At 62.6% G+C, this 16894-nt stretch carries 17 protein-coding genes and 1 pseudogene; 9 read left to right on the forward strand and 9 right to left on the reverse strand.

The features are described from left to right. Window positions 1-17: 17 nt before the first annotated feature. Complete coding sequence (locus MTX19_RS22425; protein ID WP_280979339.1) at window positions 18-1031, forward strand: NADP-dependent oxidoreductase; 1014 nt, start codon at window positions 18-20, stop codon at window positions 1029-1031. 11 nt (window positions 1032-1042) lie between these two features. On the opposite strand, the gene MTX19_RS22430 is transcribed toward MTX19_RS22425, so the two are convergent. Continuing rightward, the gene (locus MTX19_RS22430; protein ID WP_280985472.1) at window positions 1043-1918 is read right to left on the reverse strand and encodes an SDR family oxidoreductase; all 876 of its coding nucleotides are present in this window, start codon (window positions 1916-1918) and stop codon (window positions 1043-1045) included. A 130-nt stretch (window positions 1919-2048) separates the two neighbouring features. Here MTX19_RS22430 and MTX19_RS22435 point away from each other — a divergent pair, with 130 nt between their 5' ends. After that, window positions 2049-2852 carry an enoyl-CoA hydratase/isomerase family protein gene (locus tag MTX19_RS22435; protein ID WP_280979342.1) on the forward strand — a complete coding sequence of 268 codons (804 nt, stop codon included), beginning with the start codon at window positions 2049-2051 and terminating at the stop codon, window positions 2850-2852. Window position 2853: 1 nt separating this feature from the next. Here the strand turns inward: MTX19_RS22435 and MTX19_RS22440 are convergent, their stop codons facing one another. The 3 genes from MTX19_RS22440 to MTX19_RS22450 all read right to left on the reverse strand — a co-directional run bounded on the left by MTX19_RS22440 (window position 2854) and on the right by MTX19_RS22450 (window position 6325). Continuing rightward, the gene (locus MTX19_RS22440) at window positions 2854-4473 is read right to left on the reverse strand and encodes an AMP-binding protein (protein WP_280979343.1); all 1620 of its coding nucleotides are present in this window, start codon (window positions 4471-4473) and stop codon (window positions 2854-2856) included. Between the two features lie 122 nt (window positions 4474-4595). Further along, window positions 4596-5396, reverse strand: coding sequence for an enoyl-CoA hydratase-related protein (locus MTX19_RS22445; RefSeq protein WP_280979344.1), 801 nt, complete (start codon window positions 5394-5396; stop codon window positions 4596-4598). 47 nt (window positions 5397-5443) lie between these two features. Further along, window positions 5444-6325 (reverse strand): SDR family oxidoreductase, encoded by an 882-nt coding sequence (locus MTX19_RS22450; protein WP_280979345.1) that lies wholly within the window; start codon window positions 6323-6325, stop codon window positions 5444-5446. A 216-nt stretch (window positions 6326-6541) separates the two neighbouring features. Between MTX19_RS22450 and MTX19_RS22455 the strand changes: the two genes are divergently transcribed. Then, window positions 6542-7066, forward strand: coding sequence for a MarR family transcriptional regulator (locus tag MTX19_RS22455; RefSeq protein WP_128933742.1), 525 nt, complete (start codon window positions 6542-6544; stop codon window positions 7064-7066). 46 nt (window positions 7067-7112) lie between these two features. On the opposite strand, the gene MTX19_RS22460 is transcribed toward MTX19_RS22455, so the two are convergent. Together MTX19_RS22460 and MTX19_RS22465 are read right to left on the reverse strand one after the other, a co-directional pair. Further along, window positions 7113-8015, reverse strand: coding sequence for an SDR family oxidoreductase (locus MTX19_RS22460; protein WP_280979346.1), 903 nt, complete (start codon window positions 8013-8015; stop codon window positions 7113-7115). Window positions 8016-8030: 15 nt separating this feature from the next. Beyond that, window positions 8031-9218: pseudogene (locus MTX19_RS22465) on the reverse strand (ABC transporter substrate-binding protein). A 230-nt stretch (window positions 9219-9448) separates the two neighbouring features. On the opposite strand from MTX19_RS22465, the gene MTX19_RS22470 reads away from it, so the two are divergent. Both MTX19_RS22470 and MTX19_RS22475 read left to right on the forward strand, forming a co-directional pair. After that, on the forward strand, window positions 9449-9988 hold the full coding sequence (locus MTX19_RS22470; protein WP_280979347.1) for a MaoC family dehydratase N-terminal domain-containing protein: 540 nt from the start codon (window positions 9449-9451) through the stop codon (window positions 9986-9988). Further along, window positions 9988-10302 (forward strand): MaoC family dehydratase, encoded by a 315-nt coding sequence (locus MTX19_RS22475; protein ID WP_280984856.1) that lies wholly within the window; start codon window positions 9988-9990, stop codon window positions 10300-10302. Before MTX19_RS22470 ends, MTX19_RS22475 begins: the two co-directional genes overlap by 1 nt. Window position 10303: 1 nt before the next feature. Here MTX19_RS22475 and MTX19_RS22480 read toward each other — a convergent pair whose 3' ends face one another. From MTX19_RS22480 to MTX19_RS22490, 3 genes are all read right to left on the reverse strand, one after another. Continuing rightward, window positions 10304-11278 carry a tripartite tricarboxylate transporter substrate binding protein gene (locus MTX19_RS22480; RefSeq protein WP_280979348.1) on the reverse strand — a complete coding sequence of 325 codons (975 nt, stop codon included), beginning with the start codon at window positions 11276-11278 and terminating at the stop codon, window positions 10304-10306. A 182-nt stretch (window positions 11279-11460) separates the two neighbouring features. Continuing rightward, window positions 11461-11940, reverse strand: coding sequence for a hypothetical protein (locus tag MTX19_RS22485; protein WP_280985473.1), 480 nt, complete (start codon window positions 11938-11940; stop codon window positions 11461-11463). Window positions 11941-11951: 11 nt separating this feature from the next. After that, window positions 11952-12929: an amidohydrolase family protein gene (locus MTX19_RS22490; RefSeq protein WP_280979350.1), complete on the reverse strand. Its 978-nt coding sequence runs from the start codon at window positions 12927-12929 to the stop codon at window positions 11952-11954. 178 nt (window positions 12930-13107) lie between these two features. On the opposite strand from MTX19_RS22490, the gene MTX19_RS22495 reads away from it, so the two are divergent. Genes MTX19_RS22495 through MTX19_RS22510 form a run of 4 tightly spaced genes read left to right on the forward strand, consistent with a single transcriptional unit; the run spans window position 13108 to window position 16893 of the window. Further along, window positions 13108-14325, forward strand: a complete 1218-nt coding sequence (locus tag MTX19_RS22495; RefSeq protein ID WP_280979351.1) for an FAD-dependent oxidoreductase — start codon at window positions 13108-13110, stop codon at window positions 14323-14325. 22 nt (window positions 14326-14347) lie between these two features. After that, a complete protein-coding gene (locus MTX19_RS22500; protein WP_280979352.1) occupies window positions 14348-15619 on the forward strand; it encodes an aromatic ring-hydroxylating dioxygenase subunit alpha in 1272 nt (423 codons plus the stop codon). Window positions 15620-15633: 14 nt separating this feature from the next. Continuing rightward, window positions 15634-16119: an aromatic-ring-hydroxylating dioxygenase subunit beta gene (locus MTX19_RS22505; protein ID WP_280979353.1), complete on the forward strand. Its 486-nt coding sequence runs from the start codon at window positions 15634-15636 to the stop codon at window positions 16117-16119. Between the two features lie 12 nt (window positions 16120-16131). Then, window positions 16132-16893 (forward strand): SDR family oxidoreductase, encoded by a 762-nt coding sequence (locus MTX19_RS22510; protein ID WP_280979354.1) that lies wholly within the window; start codon window positions 16132-16134, stop codon window positions 16891-16893. Window position 16894: the final 1 nt, after the last annotated feature.

Below are 16894 nucleotides of genomic sequence, written 5' to 3' on the forward strand. Positions count from 1 at the left end.
AATTATGAGGATCGCTCATGTCCCCGCGCGAAAATCGACAGGTACGGCTGACGACCCGGCCCCGTGGGATCCCGCAAGCCGAGCATTTTTCACTCGTGACGGAGCCCGTGGCCGGGCCCGGCAACGGCGAGATTCTGATTGAAAACCGCTATCTCTCGGTCGATCCGGCGCAGCGCGGATGGGCCAATGACGAGGGGAACTATAGTGCGCCGGTGCCGCTGGACGCGCCGATGCGCGCCCTTGCTGTCGGCAAGATCGTCGAAAGCAATGTGCCGGCGTTTCGAGCCGGCGAGTTCGTTTACGGATGGTTTGGCTGGCAGCGCTATTGCGTCGCCGCACCCGACGCCGTTCTGCGGCGCGTCATTCCATCCGCCCTCCCGCTCAGCGCCAACCTGAGCGTGCTCGGCATGAACGGCCTGACCGCCTATCTTGCCTTTCACGGCCTCGGTGATCCCAAGCCCGGCGAGCACGTTCTGGTGTCGACGGCTGCCGGCAGCGTCGGCAGCTTTGTCGGCCAGCTCGCGAGGATTGCGGGATGCCGTGCCGTTGGGCTCACCAGTTCCGCCGACAAGATCGCACAGGCCAAAGCCCGGTACGGCTATGAGGACATGATCAACTACCGCGAGGCCGCCGACCTCGGCGCGGCCCTTCGCGCGGCGTGCCCGGAAGGAAATGACATCTTCTTCGACAACACCGGAGGCGCGATCGCCGATGCCGCCATTCGGACCATGCGGTTACGCGGACGCATCATCCAGTGCGGCACGGCCGCGAACGCGTCCTGGACCCCCGTCCCGAGCGGCCCGCGCCCCGAGCGCGAGGTTCTCACGCGCCGCCTGCGATGGTCGGGCTTCATCATCTTCGATCATCTCGCCGAATTCGACGCAGCCGCCAAGCGCCTCGCCGACCTCGCGCTTGCCGGCCAGATCGTCCACGACCAGGAGGTCCTCCCGGGGCTGGAGCATGCCCCCGGCGCAATCGCACGACTTTACCGCGGTGAAAACCACGGCAAGCTTATCATCGCCGTTGACTAGGCTGTCGTTCCCTAGGCGCTGGCCTTCCGCTTCATCACCTCGGGCAATTTCGCCCGGTGGAAGCCCTCGAATGGCAGACTGCGGTTGTGCGGCTCGAGCTTCCACGTCGTGCGGGCATTCGGCGTCCCGCCATCGACGCGGACGCAGGATCCGGTGATATAGGCGGCCGCCGGCGACAGCAGGTAGGTGATTGCAGCCGATATCTCGGCTTCCGTGCCGAAGCGCTGAAGCGGCACGCCTGCGGTGAAGTCGTGGAGCTTCTTCTGCATCTCCGGCGTGTAGGTGTCAAAGCCGCTGGAGACGATGCCGCCGGGGGCGACCGCATTGACGCGGACGCCCGAGGACGACCATTCGCATGCAGCCGTCTCGGTCAAGGTGAGCATGCCGCCGCGGGCCGCCGCGGAGTGGCCGAACTCCGGCCAACCATGCCAGATGTCGGCGATGATGTTCACGATCGAACCGCCATTGGCCTCCATCCAGCGATTATAGACCTCGCGCATGAAAATGAAGCCTCCGGTCAAATTGTTGCGCACGACAGCCTCGAAGCCCTTGGTCGAGATCGTCTTCAATGGCGCTCGAAATTGCCCCCCGGCATTGTTGACCAGGCCGTCGATACGGCCGTAGCGCGCGAGCACGGCATCAATCGCGCCCACCACTATGGCCTCATCGCGGATGTCGCAGGCATGGCTCATCGCCTTTCCGCCATCTTCCTCGATCTCACGCTGTACCTCGACGAGCTTTTCCATCGTCCGGCCGAGAATTGCGACGTTCGCACCAAGCGCAGCAAGCTCATGGGCGGTGCAGCGCCCAATCCCGCTCCCGCCACCGGTCACGATGATGGTCTGCCCCTCGAACAGGTCCGGCCTGAAAACGGACTGGTATGGCATCTCCTGTCTCCCTTGAAGGTCGTATCGTCGGCCGTTCTCTCTTCGGCAAGCGACGATGGCATTGCGCTCCATGATCGTACACTTTATTACTATATGACATCAAAGACAATCGACGATGGAGAGCGAGCCCATGACGCAGCCGAGCACCATCACCGTCGAGAGCCGCGGCGCGATCGATATCCTGACGTTGAACCGTCCGGCCCAGCTCAACGCCGTCTCCCCCGACATGATCGTGGAACTGACCGCCTATTTTTCCGGCCTGCACGACCGGCCGACGACACGCGTCGTACTGTTGCGCGGCAACGGGTCTCAATTCTCCGCCGGCGCCGAACTCGGATCGGATGCGTTTGCCGCGCCCGGCAAGGGTCGCCCTCAACGCCAGCTCAAGATGCAGCAGAACTACTCCGGCGTGATCCGCCTGATGCGGTCATGTCCGCAGCCGATCATCGGCCTCGTTCATGGCGCGGCATGTGGAGCCGGGTTCTCCTTTCTGCTCGCCTGCGACGTTCGCTTCGCGGCGCCTGATGCTCGTATGAACGCGGCTTATATCCGCATCGGTGTCGGCGGCTGTGATATGGGCTCGGGCTATCTGCTGCCACGTCTCGTCGGCCTCTCCGTGGCCTCCGAGTTTCTCCTCACGGGTCACTTCCTCAAGGCTGAACGGGCGAAGGCAATTGGACTGGTCAGCGACATCGTGCCTGCAGAAGATCTTCTCACAAAGGGCATCGAACTCGCCGAAGACATGTTGCGCGTGTCTCCGATGGGTCTGCGCATGACGAAGCAGGCGCTCAACACACTAATCGACGCGCCGAGCCTCGACGCGGCGCTGATGATGGAAGACCGGCAACAGGTCATCCTCCTGGAAACCAATGATCACGCGGAAGCCGTCGCCGCGTTTCGCGAGCGACGAAGTCCGACCTACTCCGACCAATGATCTACTTTGCTTCGGCAATTGCCGCGGCAAGCTCGCGCAGCTTGAATTTCTGGATCTTGCCGCTGGCTGTGCGCGGAAGCTCGGCCACAAGTTCAATACGTTCCGGCCAAAACTGCTTCGCCATCCTCGCCTCGCCTAGATAGGCCTGCACCGCCGTCAGGTCGATTGTGCAGCCGCTGCGAGGTACGATGAACGCGCAGCCGCGCTCGCCGAGTCGGGCATCCGGAAATCCAACGACCGCGACTGCGGACACTGCGGGATGCTTGTAGAGCAGGTTCTCGATCTCGACGACGGGGACATTCTCGCCGCCGCGGATCAGGATGTCCTTCACTCGGCCGGAAATCCGGATGTACCCATCCTTGTCCATGTAAGCGAGATCGCCGGAGTCGAACCAGCCATCGCTGTCGAAGGTCGGCAGCTCCGGCCGCTTGTAGTAACCCTTGAACATCTGGGCGCCTCGGACCAACAATCGGCCCGGCTCGCCCGCAGGCACCGGATTGCCCTCGGTGTCGACGATCCTGACTTCCATCCCCTCCAGCGATCGGCCGTCCGTGCTCGCCGACTTCTCGGCTGCGCGCGACGGCTCCGTCAACGTACCCGACAGGACTTCGGTCATGCCCCAAAGCGAGCAGACCTTGAGACCGAGCTCACCGGCCGCACGCTCGATGAGAACCGACGGAATCGGCGCCCCGCCACACAGGAAGGACCGCAGACACTTCGGCTGCGGCGAGCCACCCTTCACGGCATCGCAGATGTCGCTCAGGAACGGCGTCGAGGCCGCGGTATAGGTGACACCTTCACGAGCCATCAGGCTGACACCACGTTTGGCTTCCCAGATGTCCTGAAGGATCATCGTGCCGCCGAGATAGATGGACAGCAGGACGATCGCAGCATAGCCGGTCATGTGGCCCACCGGAGAGGCCACCAGCAGCACGTCGCTTGAATCGAGCCCGAACCGACCTGACAACGCCTTGCAGCATGCAATCAGCGAATTCGACGTGTGCATGACGCCTTTTGGCTCGCCGGTCGTGCCTGACGTGAACATCAGCACAGCCATGTCATCCGGACGCAAGCCGGGCTGGAGCTCGTCCGCCTCGGACGATAGCAGCATCCTCTCAAAACCCGTGTCGCCCTTGCCGTCGGCAACGATCACGTGCTTCAGGTGCGGCAGCTCGGCGCGCATGCCCTGCGCCATCGCGGCGTAGTCAAAGCCACGATATGTCTTCGGCACGATGAAGACCTTGGCCTGGCAGAAATTCAGGATGTAGAGCAGCTCGCGCTCCCGCAGGATCGGCATCACCGGATTCATGACCGCGCCGATCTTGCTGCATGCGAACGCTGTGACGACAAACTCCCACCAATTGGGCAATTGCACGGTGACGACATCACCGCGCCCGACACCGAGCCGCAGCAGCGAACTCGCGGCCCGATTGGCGAGATCATCCAACTCCCTGTAGGTGAAGCGTGGGGCCTGGTCGCGATCGGCGCGGTCGGCAGCGATCGCGACCTTGTCGGGGGCTCTTGCAACGGCTTCCGTCAGAAGCTGGTCGACGGTTTTGTCCAGCCAATAGCCGGCTTGCCGAAAGTTGGCATGAGACGTGTCTCGTATGGCGGCGGCCACGGTCATTTCTCCCTCTGTCGTGTCCTTTCCGACTTTTGGCGCCGGATTATTTCGTTGACTGATATACGTTATGGCAGCGTACGATTTTCTGCCAATGGTCAATATTGTCGCTTCCGGCGCGATCATTTTCCGGAAAACACCGGCTTGCGCTTCTCGACGAAGGCCCTGACGCCCTCCTGCGCGTCGGCCGTTCGCGACATCGCGGCGAGCGTCTGCGCCTCCTCCTCGAGCTGGCTCTCGAACGATCGATCAGCCGTTTGCGAAAACAGACGCTTGATCGCGCCAAACGCCTCGGTCGGGCCTACCGCGAGCTCCTTTGCAAGCCGCGCGGCCTCGGACTGCACCGCAGCATCCGGAACGACGAAATCAACCAATCCGAGCGACAGCGCCGTCGCAGCATCGAGCGTCTCACCGAGCAGGAAAAAACGCCTTGCGCGCGCGATACCGACGCGCCGCGTGACGGTCGTGGTCGACCCACTGTCCGGGCTGAAGCCAATCCTGGAGAAGGCAGCCGAAATCTTCGCCGATTCCGCCATCACCACGAGGTCCGCCGCCGCCATCAGCGACACGCTGCCGCCCGCGACGTTCCCGTGAACGGCCGCGACGACGGGCGCCCGCATGCGCACCATCCTTGAGAGCGCTACGTGAAGATCGGCGGTCCAGGCCTTGATCGTTCCAGGCAGCGCGTCGCCCTGCTTCACCAACGCCATGAGGTCGCCGCCCACACTGAACAACCGCCCGCGTGCGGATAGCAGCACGGCCCTCACGTCGGCACGCTCGCTCAGTTCGGCAATCGCCAGGCCGAACTCGCGACAAAAGTCGCCGTCGATCGGATTGCCACGGTCAGGCTGGTCCAGAACAATGTGGGCAAGACCAGCGTCGATGGTGCACTCGAAACTCTTTGTCGGTATGGCCAGGCCCATCGGCTCTCCCCTTCACAACGCGCTCGAAGCACCCGCTTCCCCGAAACTCAGATGGAGCGCGCCTGCTTCTCTTTCTGGACCGATGCTTGAATGGCTTCGCGCGCGCGCTGCCAGTCGGCCGCCGACAGTTTTGAAAGCCCCGCGAAAGTGCTCGGCGCGGCCAGATGATGCCCGCCATCGATACTGATCGTGTCACCCGTGATGTAACTTGAGCCATCCGACATCAGGAAGATCAGGAGATTGCGCAGCTCGTCCATCTTGCCGAAACGGCGTAGTGGCACCTCCTCGGCCCGGGTCGCTCCGACACCTGTCTCGGCGAGCGGATTAAGCTTGTCCCACGCCCCCTCAGTCGGGAACGGGCCGGGCGCGATGGCATTGACGCGGATACCCTTGGGTCCCCACTCGACCGCGAGCGACATGGTCATGGCGTGCACGGCGGCCTTTGCCATCGCCGACGGCACCACATACGCCGATCCGGTCCACACCCAGGTGACCAGGTTGCTGATGATGCTGCCTGGGAGGCCCGCGGCGATCCACCGCTTGCCGCAGGCAAGTGAGGCATAGAACGAACCATCCATCACCGTGGAGCGGACGGCCTCGTAGCCGCGCGGCGACAGGCTTTCGGTGGGGGCGAGGAAGTTGGCCGCGGCGTTGTTGACGAGCCCGGTGAGCGGCCCCTCAGCCCAGATGCTCGACATCATCGCTTCGATGCTGTCGGGATCACGCACGTTGGCAAGCAGCGCGGAGACCGTTCCCCCGGACCGCTCGCCGATTTCCCGCACGGCCTGGTCGAGGACCTCTTTCCTCCGCCCGCAGATGTAGACGTGAGCACCGTGGGCGGCGAACCCCACCGACATCTCCTTGCCGAGTCCCGTCCCTCCGCCCGTTACCAGGATGCGCTTTCCCTTGAGCACGGCGGCGTCGAACATGGGCGACTTCCTTCCTGCGATCGAATTCCTATGAAGCGGGCGCTTTCGCGATCCAACGAGCGGGCGCCTCTTTATGAACTAATACACTAGCGTACTTCTTTTGTAAATCCGCTAATTGGGGAATTTTCGGCCGATCCCACGACCTTTCCTTTAAAATACGCTGGTGTATGGTATTAGTTGAACCTCTACCTCCGACTCGCCTCAAGGGAAACATCGATGGTTGATCAGCCCGATTGGGATCTTCGGCTTGGATATCTCATCCATGACGTGTCGCGGCTCAGGAGGATGATGTTCGATCGGGCGCTTGCGCCGCTCGGGATCACCCGCTCGCAATGGTGGGTCCTAGCGTTCATTTCGCGCAAGGATGGCCTTCCCCAGGTGCAACTCGCCAACGAGCTCGACGTCGGCAAGGTCGCCGTCGGGGCCCTGATCGATCGGCTGGAGACATCGGGGTTCGTGATACGGCAGGCCGATCCGGTCGACCGGCGGATCAAGCGCGTCTATGTCACCAAGCAGGCCCGCGGATTCCTCGAAAAGCTCCGGAAGGAAACCGACAAGTTCAATGCAAGAATCGTCAACGGCATCGACCGCAAGCAACTGGAAGCCGCTTCGGAAGCCCTCCTTGCGATGAAGCACAACCTTCTGGCCATGTCTGATGGCACGGAGACCCAGAGCGGAGAGGACGAGGAGGAAGACGCGCCGCGGTCCAAAACCCGGAAAAAACGGCGGGCGGCGGCCTGAGGCCAGCCACCCGCCCGAGGTGCTCCGGGAGGAGTTCTTGGGAAGCTCACGAGACGATGTCGCGCCCCCAGATATCGGCGTTGGGCCGCGCTTCCTGCATCAGTTTCGCCACCTGAGGGCCGAGTTCGTTGGGATCCTCGACCGGGTCAATTCCCGGGCCCGCGTGCCAGCCCTCTGCGACCTTGAGAATCCCATCGCCTGCCTCGAATACGCGACCGGTCACGTCCCTGGACTCTTCGCTCGCGAGCCAGACCACGATCGGCGCGACCCAACGCGGATTCCGGCGCTTGATCTCCTCCTCGGTGCGCTCACGCAATCCTTCGGTCATGCGGGTCTGCGCGCGTGGCGCGATCGCATTCACCGTGATGCCGTATTGGCGGAGCTCCATCGCGCTGATGATGGTAAAGGCGGCGATACCGGCCTTGGCAGCCCCATAGTTGCTCTGGCCGACATTGCCGAACAATCCGGAGGCCGACGAGGTGTTGATCAGGCGGGCGCTGACCGGCGCTCCACGCATCTTGGTTTCCTGACGCCAGTACTGCGCGGCATGATGAGACGGGGCGAAGGTGCCTTTGAGATGCACCTTGATCACGGCGTCCCATTCCGCCTCGGTCATGTTGACCATCATGCGATCCCGCAAGATACCGGCGTTGTTGATGAGGACGTCGAGCCGGCCGAAAGCGTCGATGGCGGCGTCGATCAGAGCCTTGGCGCCGGCCCAATCGCTGACATCGCTGCCGTTCACAATGGCTTCGCCGCCGGCCCGCCTGATCTCGTCGACAACCTCCTGAGCAGGCGACATATCGGCGCCCTCACCCGCTGCCGTGCTGCCGAGATCGTTGACCACGACCTTGGCGCCCTGCTCCGCCAGCATCAACGCGTATTCTCGCCCGAGCCCCCTGCCGCCGCCCGTCACGATCGCGACCCGCCCGGCACATAGTCGTCCCATTTGTCGTCTCCCTGTCTAATTCTTCGTCTCGCCGCTCATGACGTCGCCGAACAGATGCCAGTTCGATCCCTCGAAGCGCATCAATTGCCATTGCTTCACCGGGGCGAAATCGCTCGGTGACGTATTCAAGCGGATGCCGGGAAGCAGCATGCCCAGCTCGACCTCTTTCAGGTGGGCCGCCTGCCGCATCACGTTCTCGCGCGTGATATCGTCGCCACATTGCTTCAGCAGATGGACGAGCGCCTGCGCCGTGTTTTAGCCATTCACGATCAGCGTATCGCTGCGATCAGCGCCGGGAAAATAGCCGTCAAGAAACTGGTTGAGCTCCTTGAGCCCGGAATCGTCCTTCCACGCGGGATCGTTCGGATCCTTGAAATAGGCCGCGGAGATCAAGCCTTGCGCATTGTCGAATCCCACAGGCTTGATCACGCTGCCGATCGACGCCGACACATAGCTGAGAACGTGCAGCGGCTTCCAGCCGAGCTCTGACACCTTCTTGATCGCCTGTGCTGCAAATTTCGGCGTTGCGATGTCGAACAGCACGTCAGCGCCGGTCGCCTTCAACTTGACGAGGTGGGAATCGATCGTCGGCTCCGACACATCGAAACCTTCCTCCGCGACAATCATTGACGCAGCTTTGTCGCCGAGCCCCCGCCTGATCCCCTTGAGATAGTCTTTCCCGAAATCGTCATTCTGGAAGAAGATCGCGATCTTCGCCGCGGGCCGCTCCCGAAGCACATATCTTGCGATGTAGCCCTCGGTCTCGTAGCTTGGGGTAAATCCCATCGTCCAGGGGAAGTTTTGAGGATCATTCCACTTGGCCGCTCCGCTCGACACGAACAATTGCGGCACCTTCCTGGCGTTCAGATATTTTTGCACGGCCGAGTTGGCCGCTGTGCCGAGCGCGTTGAAGACCAGCAGAACCTCGTCGCTCTCGACCAGCCGTCTCGTCTGTTCGACCGTCTTCGGCGGCGAGTACGCGTCGTCGTACGACAGGAAGACAATGCGCCGTCCGTTGATGCCACCCTCCGCGTTGACCTTGCGGAAGTAGGCCTCCTCGGTCTTGGCGACCATGCTGAAGGCGGATGCCGGGCCGCTATAGGGCGACGTGTTGCCGATCTTGATCTCAGTGTCGGTGACACCTGGGCCATATCGCTTCTCTCCAGCCGAGCCCTGACTTGCGTGCAGACCAACCAGGATCACCGCCGCGGCCCTGACAGCGTCGCGACCTCCGTGTCCGCCAAACAGCCGCCTGTACAGTACCGCGACACGGGCCGCCCGACTCGAATGGCCAGCATCCCACTTCACGGCGCCTCTCCCTTTCCGGCTCCCATTGCCTCAACAAACCCAACTAGTACACTTGTGTACTATGTGATAGCAACTGCCATTCCGCATCTCGATGAATCGGGATCATGCAAGCATTGGAGGACATCTTGAACCTCGAAGCCGTGCGAAATTTCCGTTTTGAGTCAGTCACTCAAAGCTACACCCGTCGCGACACCATGCTGTACGCGCTCGGCCTCGGCTTTGGTTCCGATCCACTTGACCCGGCGCAGCTTGACTTCGTCTACGAGGCAAATCTCCGGGCGGTGCCTTCGATCTGCTGTGTGCTCGCCCATCCCGGCTTCTGGGCAAAGCGGCCGGAGCTCGGCATCGACTGGCTGAAGCTCCTGCACGGAGAGCAGAGCTTTGAAATTCACAGCCCGATACCAGCCGAAGGCACGGTCAGAGCCAGTTATGAAACCGCCGCTGTCGCTGACAAAGGAGCCGAAAAGGGGGCGATCCTTCACCTCGTCAAGACACTCGACGACGCTGTCAGCGGACTGAAGTTGGCGACGGTTCGCAGTGTGCTGTTCCTGCGCGGCGACGGTGGCTACGGCAGCTTTGGCAATGTCCCTGCCGAGCCCACTGCCCTCCCGGAACAGCTCCCTCGCAGACCAAGGACATCGCGACGCTGCCCCAAAGTGCACTGATCTATCGGCTGAGCGGCGACTACAATCCGATACACGCCGATCCCGACGCCGCCGCAAAGGCCGGCTTCGACCGCCCGATCCTCCACGGCCTGTGCACGCTCGGAATTGCAACGCGCGCGGTCCTCGCCACCCTCGCGGATGGCCGGCCCGAACGTTTCCTTTCACTGTCGGCCCGATTCAGCCGTCCGGTCTTTCCGGGAGAGACAATCCGGACGGAATTCCTCTCCGTCGGCGGCCAAATCCGCTTTCGCTCACGGGTCCTCGAACGCGACCTCGTGGTGCTCGATCGAGGAACAGCGGTGGTCCGCGATTGACCTACTTCTTCTCGATCTTCGCGATCGCAACGATCTCGGCCCAGCGCCGCGTGTCGGCTTCCTCGAATGCCTTCAGCTGGTCGGCTCCGGCCGGAAACGGTTTTGCGCCCACGGACTCGAGATAGTCCGCGGTATCCTTGTTGTTGACGAAGGCCAGCACGACCTGGCTGAGCTTCGCCACGATGTCGGACGCGGTGCCTGTCCGCACGAACACACCGACCCAGGCGGTCAGCTCAGCACCGGATAGCCCGGCCTGCGCGAGCGTCGGGACATCGGGCATCCCCGCCAACCGATCGCTGCTCGTCACTGCAAGGACACGCAACCGACCATCCTGGATCAAGCCCTGCGCACTGGCCGGATCGGCGAAGACGCAATCGATCTCACCCGCCAGCACATCAGTCCGAGCCTGTGGCATCCCGCGATACGGAACATGCTGCATGTTGATCCCGGCCCTGGCCCGGAACAACTCCGCAGCACCCCGGCTCGACGTGTTGCCGCTTCCAAATGAGAGGGGCTTCTCGCGCACCTTCGCCAAAGCGATGAACTCTGCAACGGTCTTTGCCGGAAACTCGGGCTTGACGGCCAGCATCATCGGAATGGTCATGATCCCCGCGACAGGCGTAAAGTCCACCGCGGGATCATAGGGCATCGCATTGAACAGGCTGATATTGGCCGCTTGCGTCGAGTTCGTGGTGACGAACACGGTGTAGCCGTCAGCCTCAGCCTTCAGAACCGCAAGCGCTGCCAGATTGCCGTCAGCACCCGGCTTGTTTTCGATCAGCACGGTCGCACCGGTCTCGATGCGAATGCTTTCGGCGAGACGCCGCGTCACAGCATCGGTTGCACTGCCTGCCGGGAACGGCACGATGAGGTTGATGCGTCGCGACGGATATGATTCCGCCGAGGCCTGCCGCCAACCGGACGCCGCGATCGACACGGCGACCAGGCATACAACGATCGCAACCCGAACTCGCATGGACTCTCCCTAGGCGTGAAGCGCTTGACATTCCCACGCTGCGGCGCAGCTACGGTCCGCAGTCCCTGATTTGTTCCGATCGTACTCTACTTTACGATATGTGAGAACGTACGTCTATCGGCCGGACATCCGGTCTCTGGCGTCGCATATCTCGTATGATCGCCCCGGACCCCAGACCCCCGCTAGCTGCACGGTTCCGATTCGCCGCTCGTCCGGCTTAGTTCGATGCTATCGATCTTTGAAAAGAATCCATCGTCGAGCCCGATGTCCGCGGCAAAGTGCATAGGATCGGCGTGGCCGCAGATCACATCCGGAAAGTGCCAGTTCGCGGTCCCCACCACCTTTTCGCCGGCGAGCACGGCAATTTTCAGCGGATGCCTCGTCCCCACGCCGCGCGCGCTCTGATAGCCGTCGGCGATGCAGTAAAGTTCGAGCCGCATTATATTCTCGGCCACGCGCTGGACCGACAGCTCAATCTCGCAGAAGCCAAAGGCGGGATCATCTTTCGAGCCTTCCGCGTAGAAGTAGAACGCGCCAATCTTGCCGTGCGCGCACGGGCCGAGCTTGTGATCCTTGGGTACCTGCGGATCCGGCCGCGCCGGCGTCCGAGGCGGCAATGGGCCGAGCGAACAGAAGTGCCGATAGGAATAGCAGCGTCCCAATGTCTCCTCCCCTACCGGAGCGCGAATAGCCGCCTTGCATTGGCAGACAACACTGCCCGTGACACTGACAAGACCCGCTCGGCGAATTGCGCAGGCCTGTCCTGCTTGATCGTGAACGGATAGTCCGATCCCACAACGAGCTGATCCGTCCCGACCTTGTCAGCGAGGTATTGCAACGCCGGCCCGTCGTAGAGAACCGTGTCGTAGTAGAAGGATCGGGCCATCTCCGTCGGAGCCCCCGCGAAGAGGCTTTGTAGCGGTGGTCCCATCCCATAAGCGTGGCCCAGCCTCGGTAACAGCCAGGACAGCGCGCCGCCGCCATGGCTCAGCAGGATGCGCAAGGTGGGAAAGCGCTCGAGCACGCCGTTGGTCATCAACGAAACCGCGGCGAAGGCCGTCTCCAACGGAAACGCCGCCACGGCCGCAAGCTCGGGGCGACCGCCCATTCGGTCAAGCCCAAGAGGATGCAGCGGATGGATCATCACCATCAGCCCGGCATGCTCAGCCGCTGCATAGACGTCGTTCAGGCGTGCATCGCCGAGCGGTATGCCATTGATATGCGTGCCGATCTCGATGCCGCGCAGACCAAGCGATCTGATCTCCTCCATGCGTCGTGCGGCGAGTGCGACATCCTGCATGGGGACCATCCCAATGCCGACGAAATGCCGCGGATGGTCTGCGCGTAGCGCAGCAATCCCCTCGTTGACACGGCGGCACAACGCGTCCGCGTCGGCGGGTGGAAACCAATGCGACAGCAATTCCGGCATGGGCGAGACGACCTGCACCTGGATGTCGTCGATCGCCATGTCGTCGAGCCGGCGGCGCGCGTCCCAACTTCGAGAATCGATCACTCGAAACACCTTGCCGCCCACCATGACGGCGGCCGATGCGTCCCGGAGCTCGACGGAGGGCCACAGCGGATTGCGGGCCGATTCCGCCGGAATGTGCCGTGGGACGAAATGGGTATGGGTGTCGATCGCTTCGACCAAGACGTTTCCCCGACGGATTTATGCGCTGCGCCCGCTACCAGACGGCCTGGAACGCGCGGGTCGACAATTTACAAGCAGGTTGGACTGTTTTTATTGTCTATGCAATCCCATATTCGTATGCTAGTGAACAATCTAACAGACAATGCGATCGGCGATCGCATCAGGGAGCGAAGCGAGCGTGGCGCGAACGATCAACGACATCGTGATCGCAGGGGCCGGCCAAGCCGGAGCGCGTGCCGCTGAAGCGCTGCGGGCGCGCGGCTTCAGGGGTTCGATCACCATGATCGGCGAGGAGACCCACCCGCCCTACGAGCGGCCACAGCTCTCAAAGAGCTTGTTGCAATCCCGCGATGCGCCTGTCGCCTACATCAAGCAGGCCGCAGACTGGACCAAGACGCTTGATATCAACATCGAGACTGGCGCCGCGGCGATTGATTGCGACGCCGATCGCCGCATCGTGTCGACCGCGGACGGCCGCAGCTTCCATTTCGACGGCCTGCTGCTTGCGACCGGCACTCGGCCGCGGCGGCTTCCTGCACTGGAAGATGCACACATCGAGGTCCAGTATTTGCGCAGCGTCGAGGACGCGCTCCGATTTCGTCGTCACATCCAGGCCGGATCGCGCATTGCGGTCGTCGGGGGCGGTGTCATCGGCCTGGAAGCTGCGTGCGCTGCCGCCAGGAACGGCTGCCGTGTGACGGTGATCGAAAGTGAGGAGCATCTCCTCGCACGCGCGTTCCCGCCTCTGATCGGCGGTCTCGTTGCCGACAGGCACCGCAGTCACGGTGTCGAGTTTGTCTTCGGCGCGACGGTGACCGGAAGCACGTCAGGTTCCGTCGGCCTGAGCAACGGCGCGCGGATCCCAGCAGATCTGGTGTTGGTCGGCATCGGCGTTACCCCTTCGGCCGAACTCGCCATCCGGCTCGGTCTGCCCGCCGCCGAAGGCATTGCTGTCGATGCCTGCGGTCGCACCGCTGTTCCCGACATCTTCTGTGCGGGTGATGCGGCCCTGCAATGGAGCCGTTGCCACGGCCGCGCGATCCGCGTCGAGACCTGGGCGAACGCCCAGAACCAGGCGATCTCGGTCGCCGCCAATATGATCGGCGACGCCGTGGAATACAACGATCCTCCCTGGTTCTGGACCGACCAATACGACCTGAACATCCAGGTCGCCGGCGACATGCGCAATGCCGAGCACATCGCGCGCGGCGATCCAAGCAGCGGACGGTTTTCGATCATGGCCATGCGTGGCGCCGAACTTGTCGGCGCTCTCTCGGTGAATGCAACCAAGGACATGGCGATTCTGCGGCGGATCATTGCGGCCAACGCAAAGCCGCAGCGCGCTGATCTGGAGTCGCCGGGTTACGACCTCCGAGCCGTGTTGAAACCACACTGACAAGTCCGAGGGAGGGACTGCAATGAATGCGTTCCAGCGAATGAATACCGCGCTGATGGTCGACGAGGCCAAGCAGATCTTCAAGGTCTCCCGCCAGGCTTTCGTCGATCCGGATATTCTCGAGGCCGAGCGCACGCGCATCTTCGACAAATGCTGGCTCTATCTTGGCCACGCGTCGGAGCTTCCCAAGCCCGGCGACTTCGTCACCCGTCAGGTCGCCGGCCGCAATATTCTGTTCGCGCGCGACGCCAAGGGTATTCTGCGCGCCATGTTCAACACATGCCCGCATCGCGGCGCGCAGGTTTGCCGCGAAAAGCATGGCAATGCAAAGTCCTTCCAATGCTTCTATCATGGCTGGGTGTTCGGGCTGGACGGCGCGCTGCGCAGCCAGCCAGGCGAGGCTTCCTATGCGCCCGATTTCAAGGAGCGCAGCACGTCCAACATGCAGCAGGTGCCGCGGTTCGAAACCTATCGCGACTTCTGCTTCGTGTGCTTCGATCGGAATGCCGAGACGCTCGACTCCTATCTCGGCCCGGTGAAGGAATATCTCGACATCATCGGCGACCAGGCCGAGGCCAGTATGACCATCGTCGGCGGCACACAGGAATACTCGATGCGCGCCAACTGGAAGCTGCTTACCGAGAACTCGATCGACGGCTATCATGCGCTCACCACGCACGCGACCTATTTCGACTACCTCAAGGCCACCAATGGCGGCCTCGTGCCGGTGCCGCTGGAGGGTGCCGCGCGCGATCTCGGCAAGGGACATGCGGTGCTGGAGTACAAGGCGCCGTGGGGACGCCCGGTCGCACAATGGATTCCCATGTGGGGTGACGAGGGCAAGCGCGAGATCGACCGGCTCTACCAGGGACTGGTGACGCGCTTCGGCGAGGAGCGCGCCAAGCGGATCGCGCTCTTCAATCGCAATCTGTTCGTGTTCCCGAACCTCGTCGTCAACGACATCATGGCCGTGACGATCCGCACCTATTATCCGTACGCTCCCGATTTCATGACTGTCAGCGCATGGGCGCTCGCGCCAAAGGAAGAGACCGACTGGGCGCGCAAATACCGCCTGTTCAATTTCCTTGAATTCCTGGGCCCTGGCGGCTTCGCGACACCCGACGATGTCGAGGCGCTGGAGCAGTGCCAGCGCGGCTTCCGCAACTCCACTGAAGCGCAATGGAACGACATTTCCAAGGGGATGGGCAAGGAAACGCCCGCCTATGATGACGAGCTGCAGATGCGCGCGTTCTGGTCGAACTGGAACAAGCATGTCTTCGCGCCATCGGCCTAACGCAGGAGGCGCAGATGCAGAACATCACCCGAGCCGACGTCGAGGATTTCCTGTTCGCCGAGGCCGAGCTGCTGGACGAATGGCGCTTGCCGGAATGGCTCGAGCTGTTCACGGACGACGCGATCTACTACGTACCGTCGACCGACGTTCCCGCGGACTCCTCGCCCGACAAGAACCTTTTTTATGTTGCGGACGACCGCTTTCGCCTCAGCGAACGCGTCAAGCGCCTGATGAAGCGCACCGCGCATGCCGAATTCCCGCATTCGCGCACGCGGCACCTGGTGAGCAATGTACGGATCCGCAGCCGCAGCGACAGCGAGGTGGAGGTCGCCGCCGCCTTCATCACGTATCGCACCAAGGATGGCGTCACCGACATCTATTTCGGCAGCAACCGTTACCGGCTGGTCGCCGAGAACGGGCGCCTTCGCATCAAGGAGAAACGCTGCCTGCTCGACAGCGAGGGGCTGCGCACGCAAGGGCGCGTCAGCATCATCCTCTAGGGACAATCGATCGTGGACAAAAAGCTCAGGAACAATGTTGCCGTGGTGACCGGCGCCGCCAAGGGCATCGGCCTTGCAATCGCGGAGCGGCTCGCAACGGACGGCGCGAGGTTGATCCTTGCCGATCTCGATGAGGCCGGGCTGAAGGAGGCCTCGGCCCGTCTCGCCAGCCAGTTCGACGTGGAGGTCGCAACCGAGGCGGGCGATCTCACGGAGCAAGGCGTCGCCGAGAAGACCATCCGGCTTGCTTCCGAACGATTCGGCCGCCTCGACATCCTGGTCAACAATGCCGGAGGTGGCATCATCAAGCCGTTTGCGGAGCATACACCGGAGACGCTGAAAACGACTATCGATCGCAACCTCTGGACCGTGCTGTGGTGCTCCTGGTACGCGGTCCCGACGATGCGCCAGCAGGCGTACGGCCGGATCATCAATCTCGGCGCCGATTCCGTTCGCAATGGCCTTTGGGATCACGCCGCGTACAATGCGGCCAAGGGCGGCGTCCACGGCCTAACTACCGGCATGGCACGCGAGTTCGCCAAGGACGGCATCACTGTGAACACGGTGGCCCCCTGCGCGGTGAATACGCCGCAGATGGTCGCTATCGCCAGGACCAACCCGGCGCTTGCCGCAAAACTCGTCAGCGTTATCCCGATGGGGCGTCCGGCCGAAATGGAGGAAGTCGCCTCAATGGTCTCCTATCTCGCATCCGCCGAAGCGTCGTTCGTGACCGGCCAGGTCATCAGCGTCAATGGCGGCAGCACCATGCTTTAGG

Source organism: Bradyrhizobium sp. ISRA464, from assembly GCF_029910095.1.
Taxonomy (GTDB): domain Bacteria; phylum Pseudomonadota; class Alphaproteobacteria; order Rhizobiales; family Xanthobacteraceae; genus Bradyrhizobium.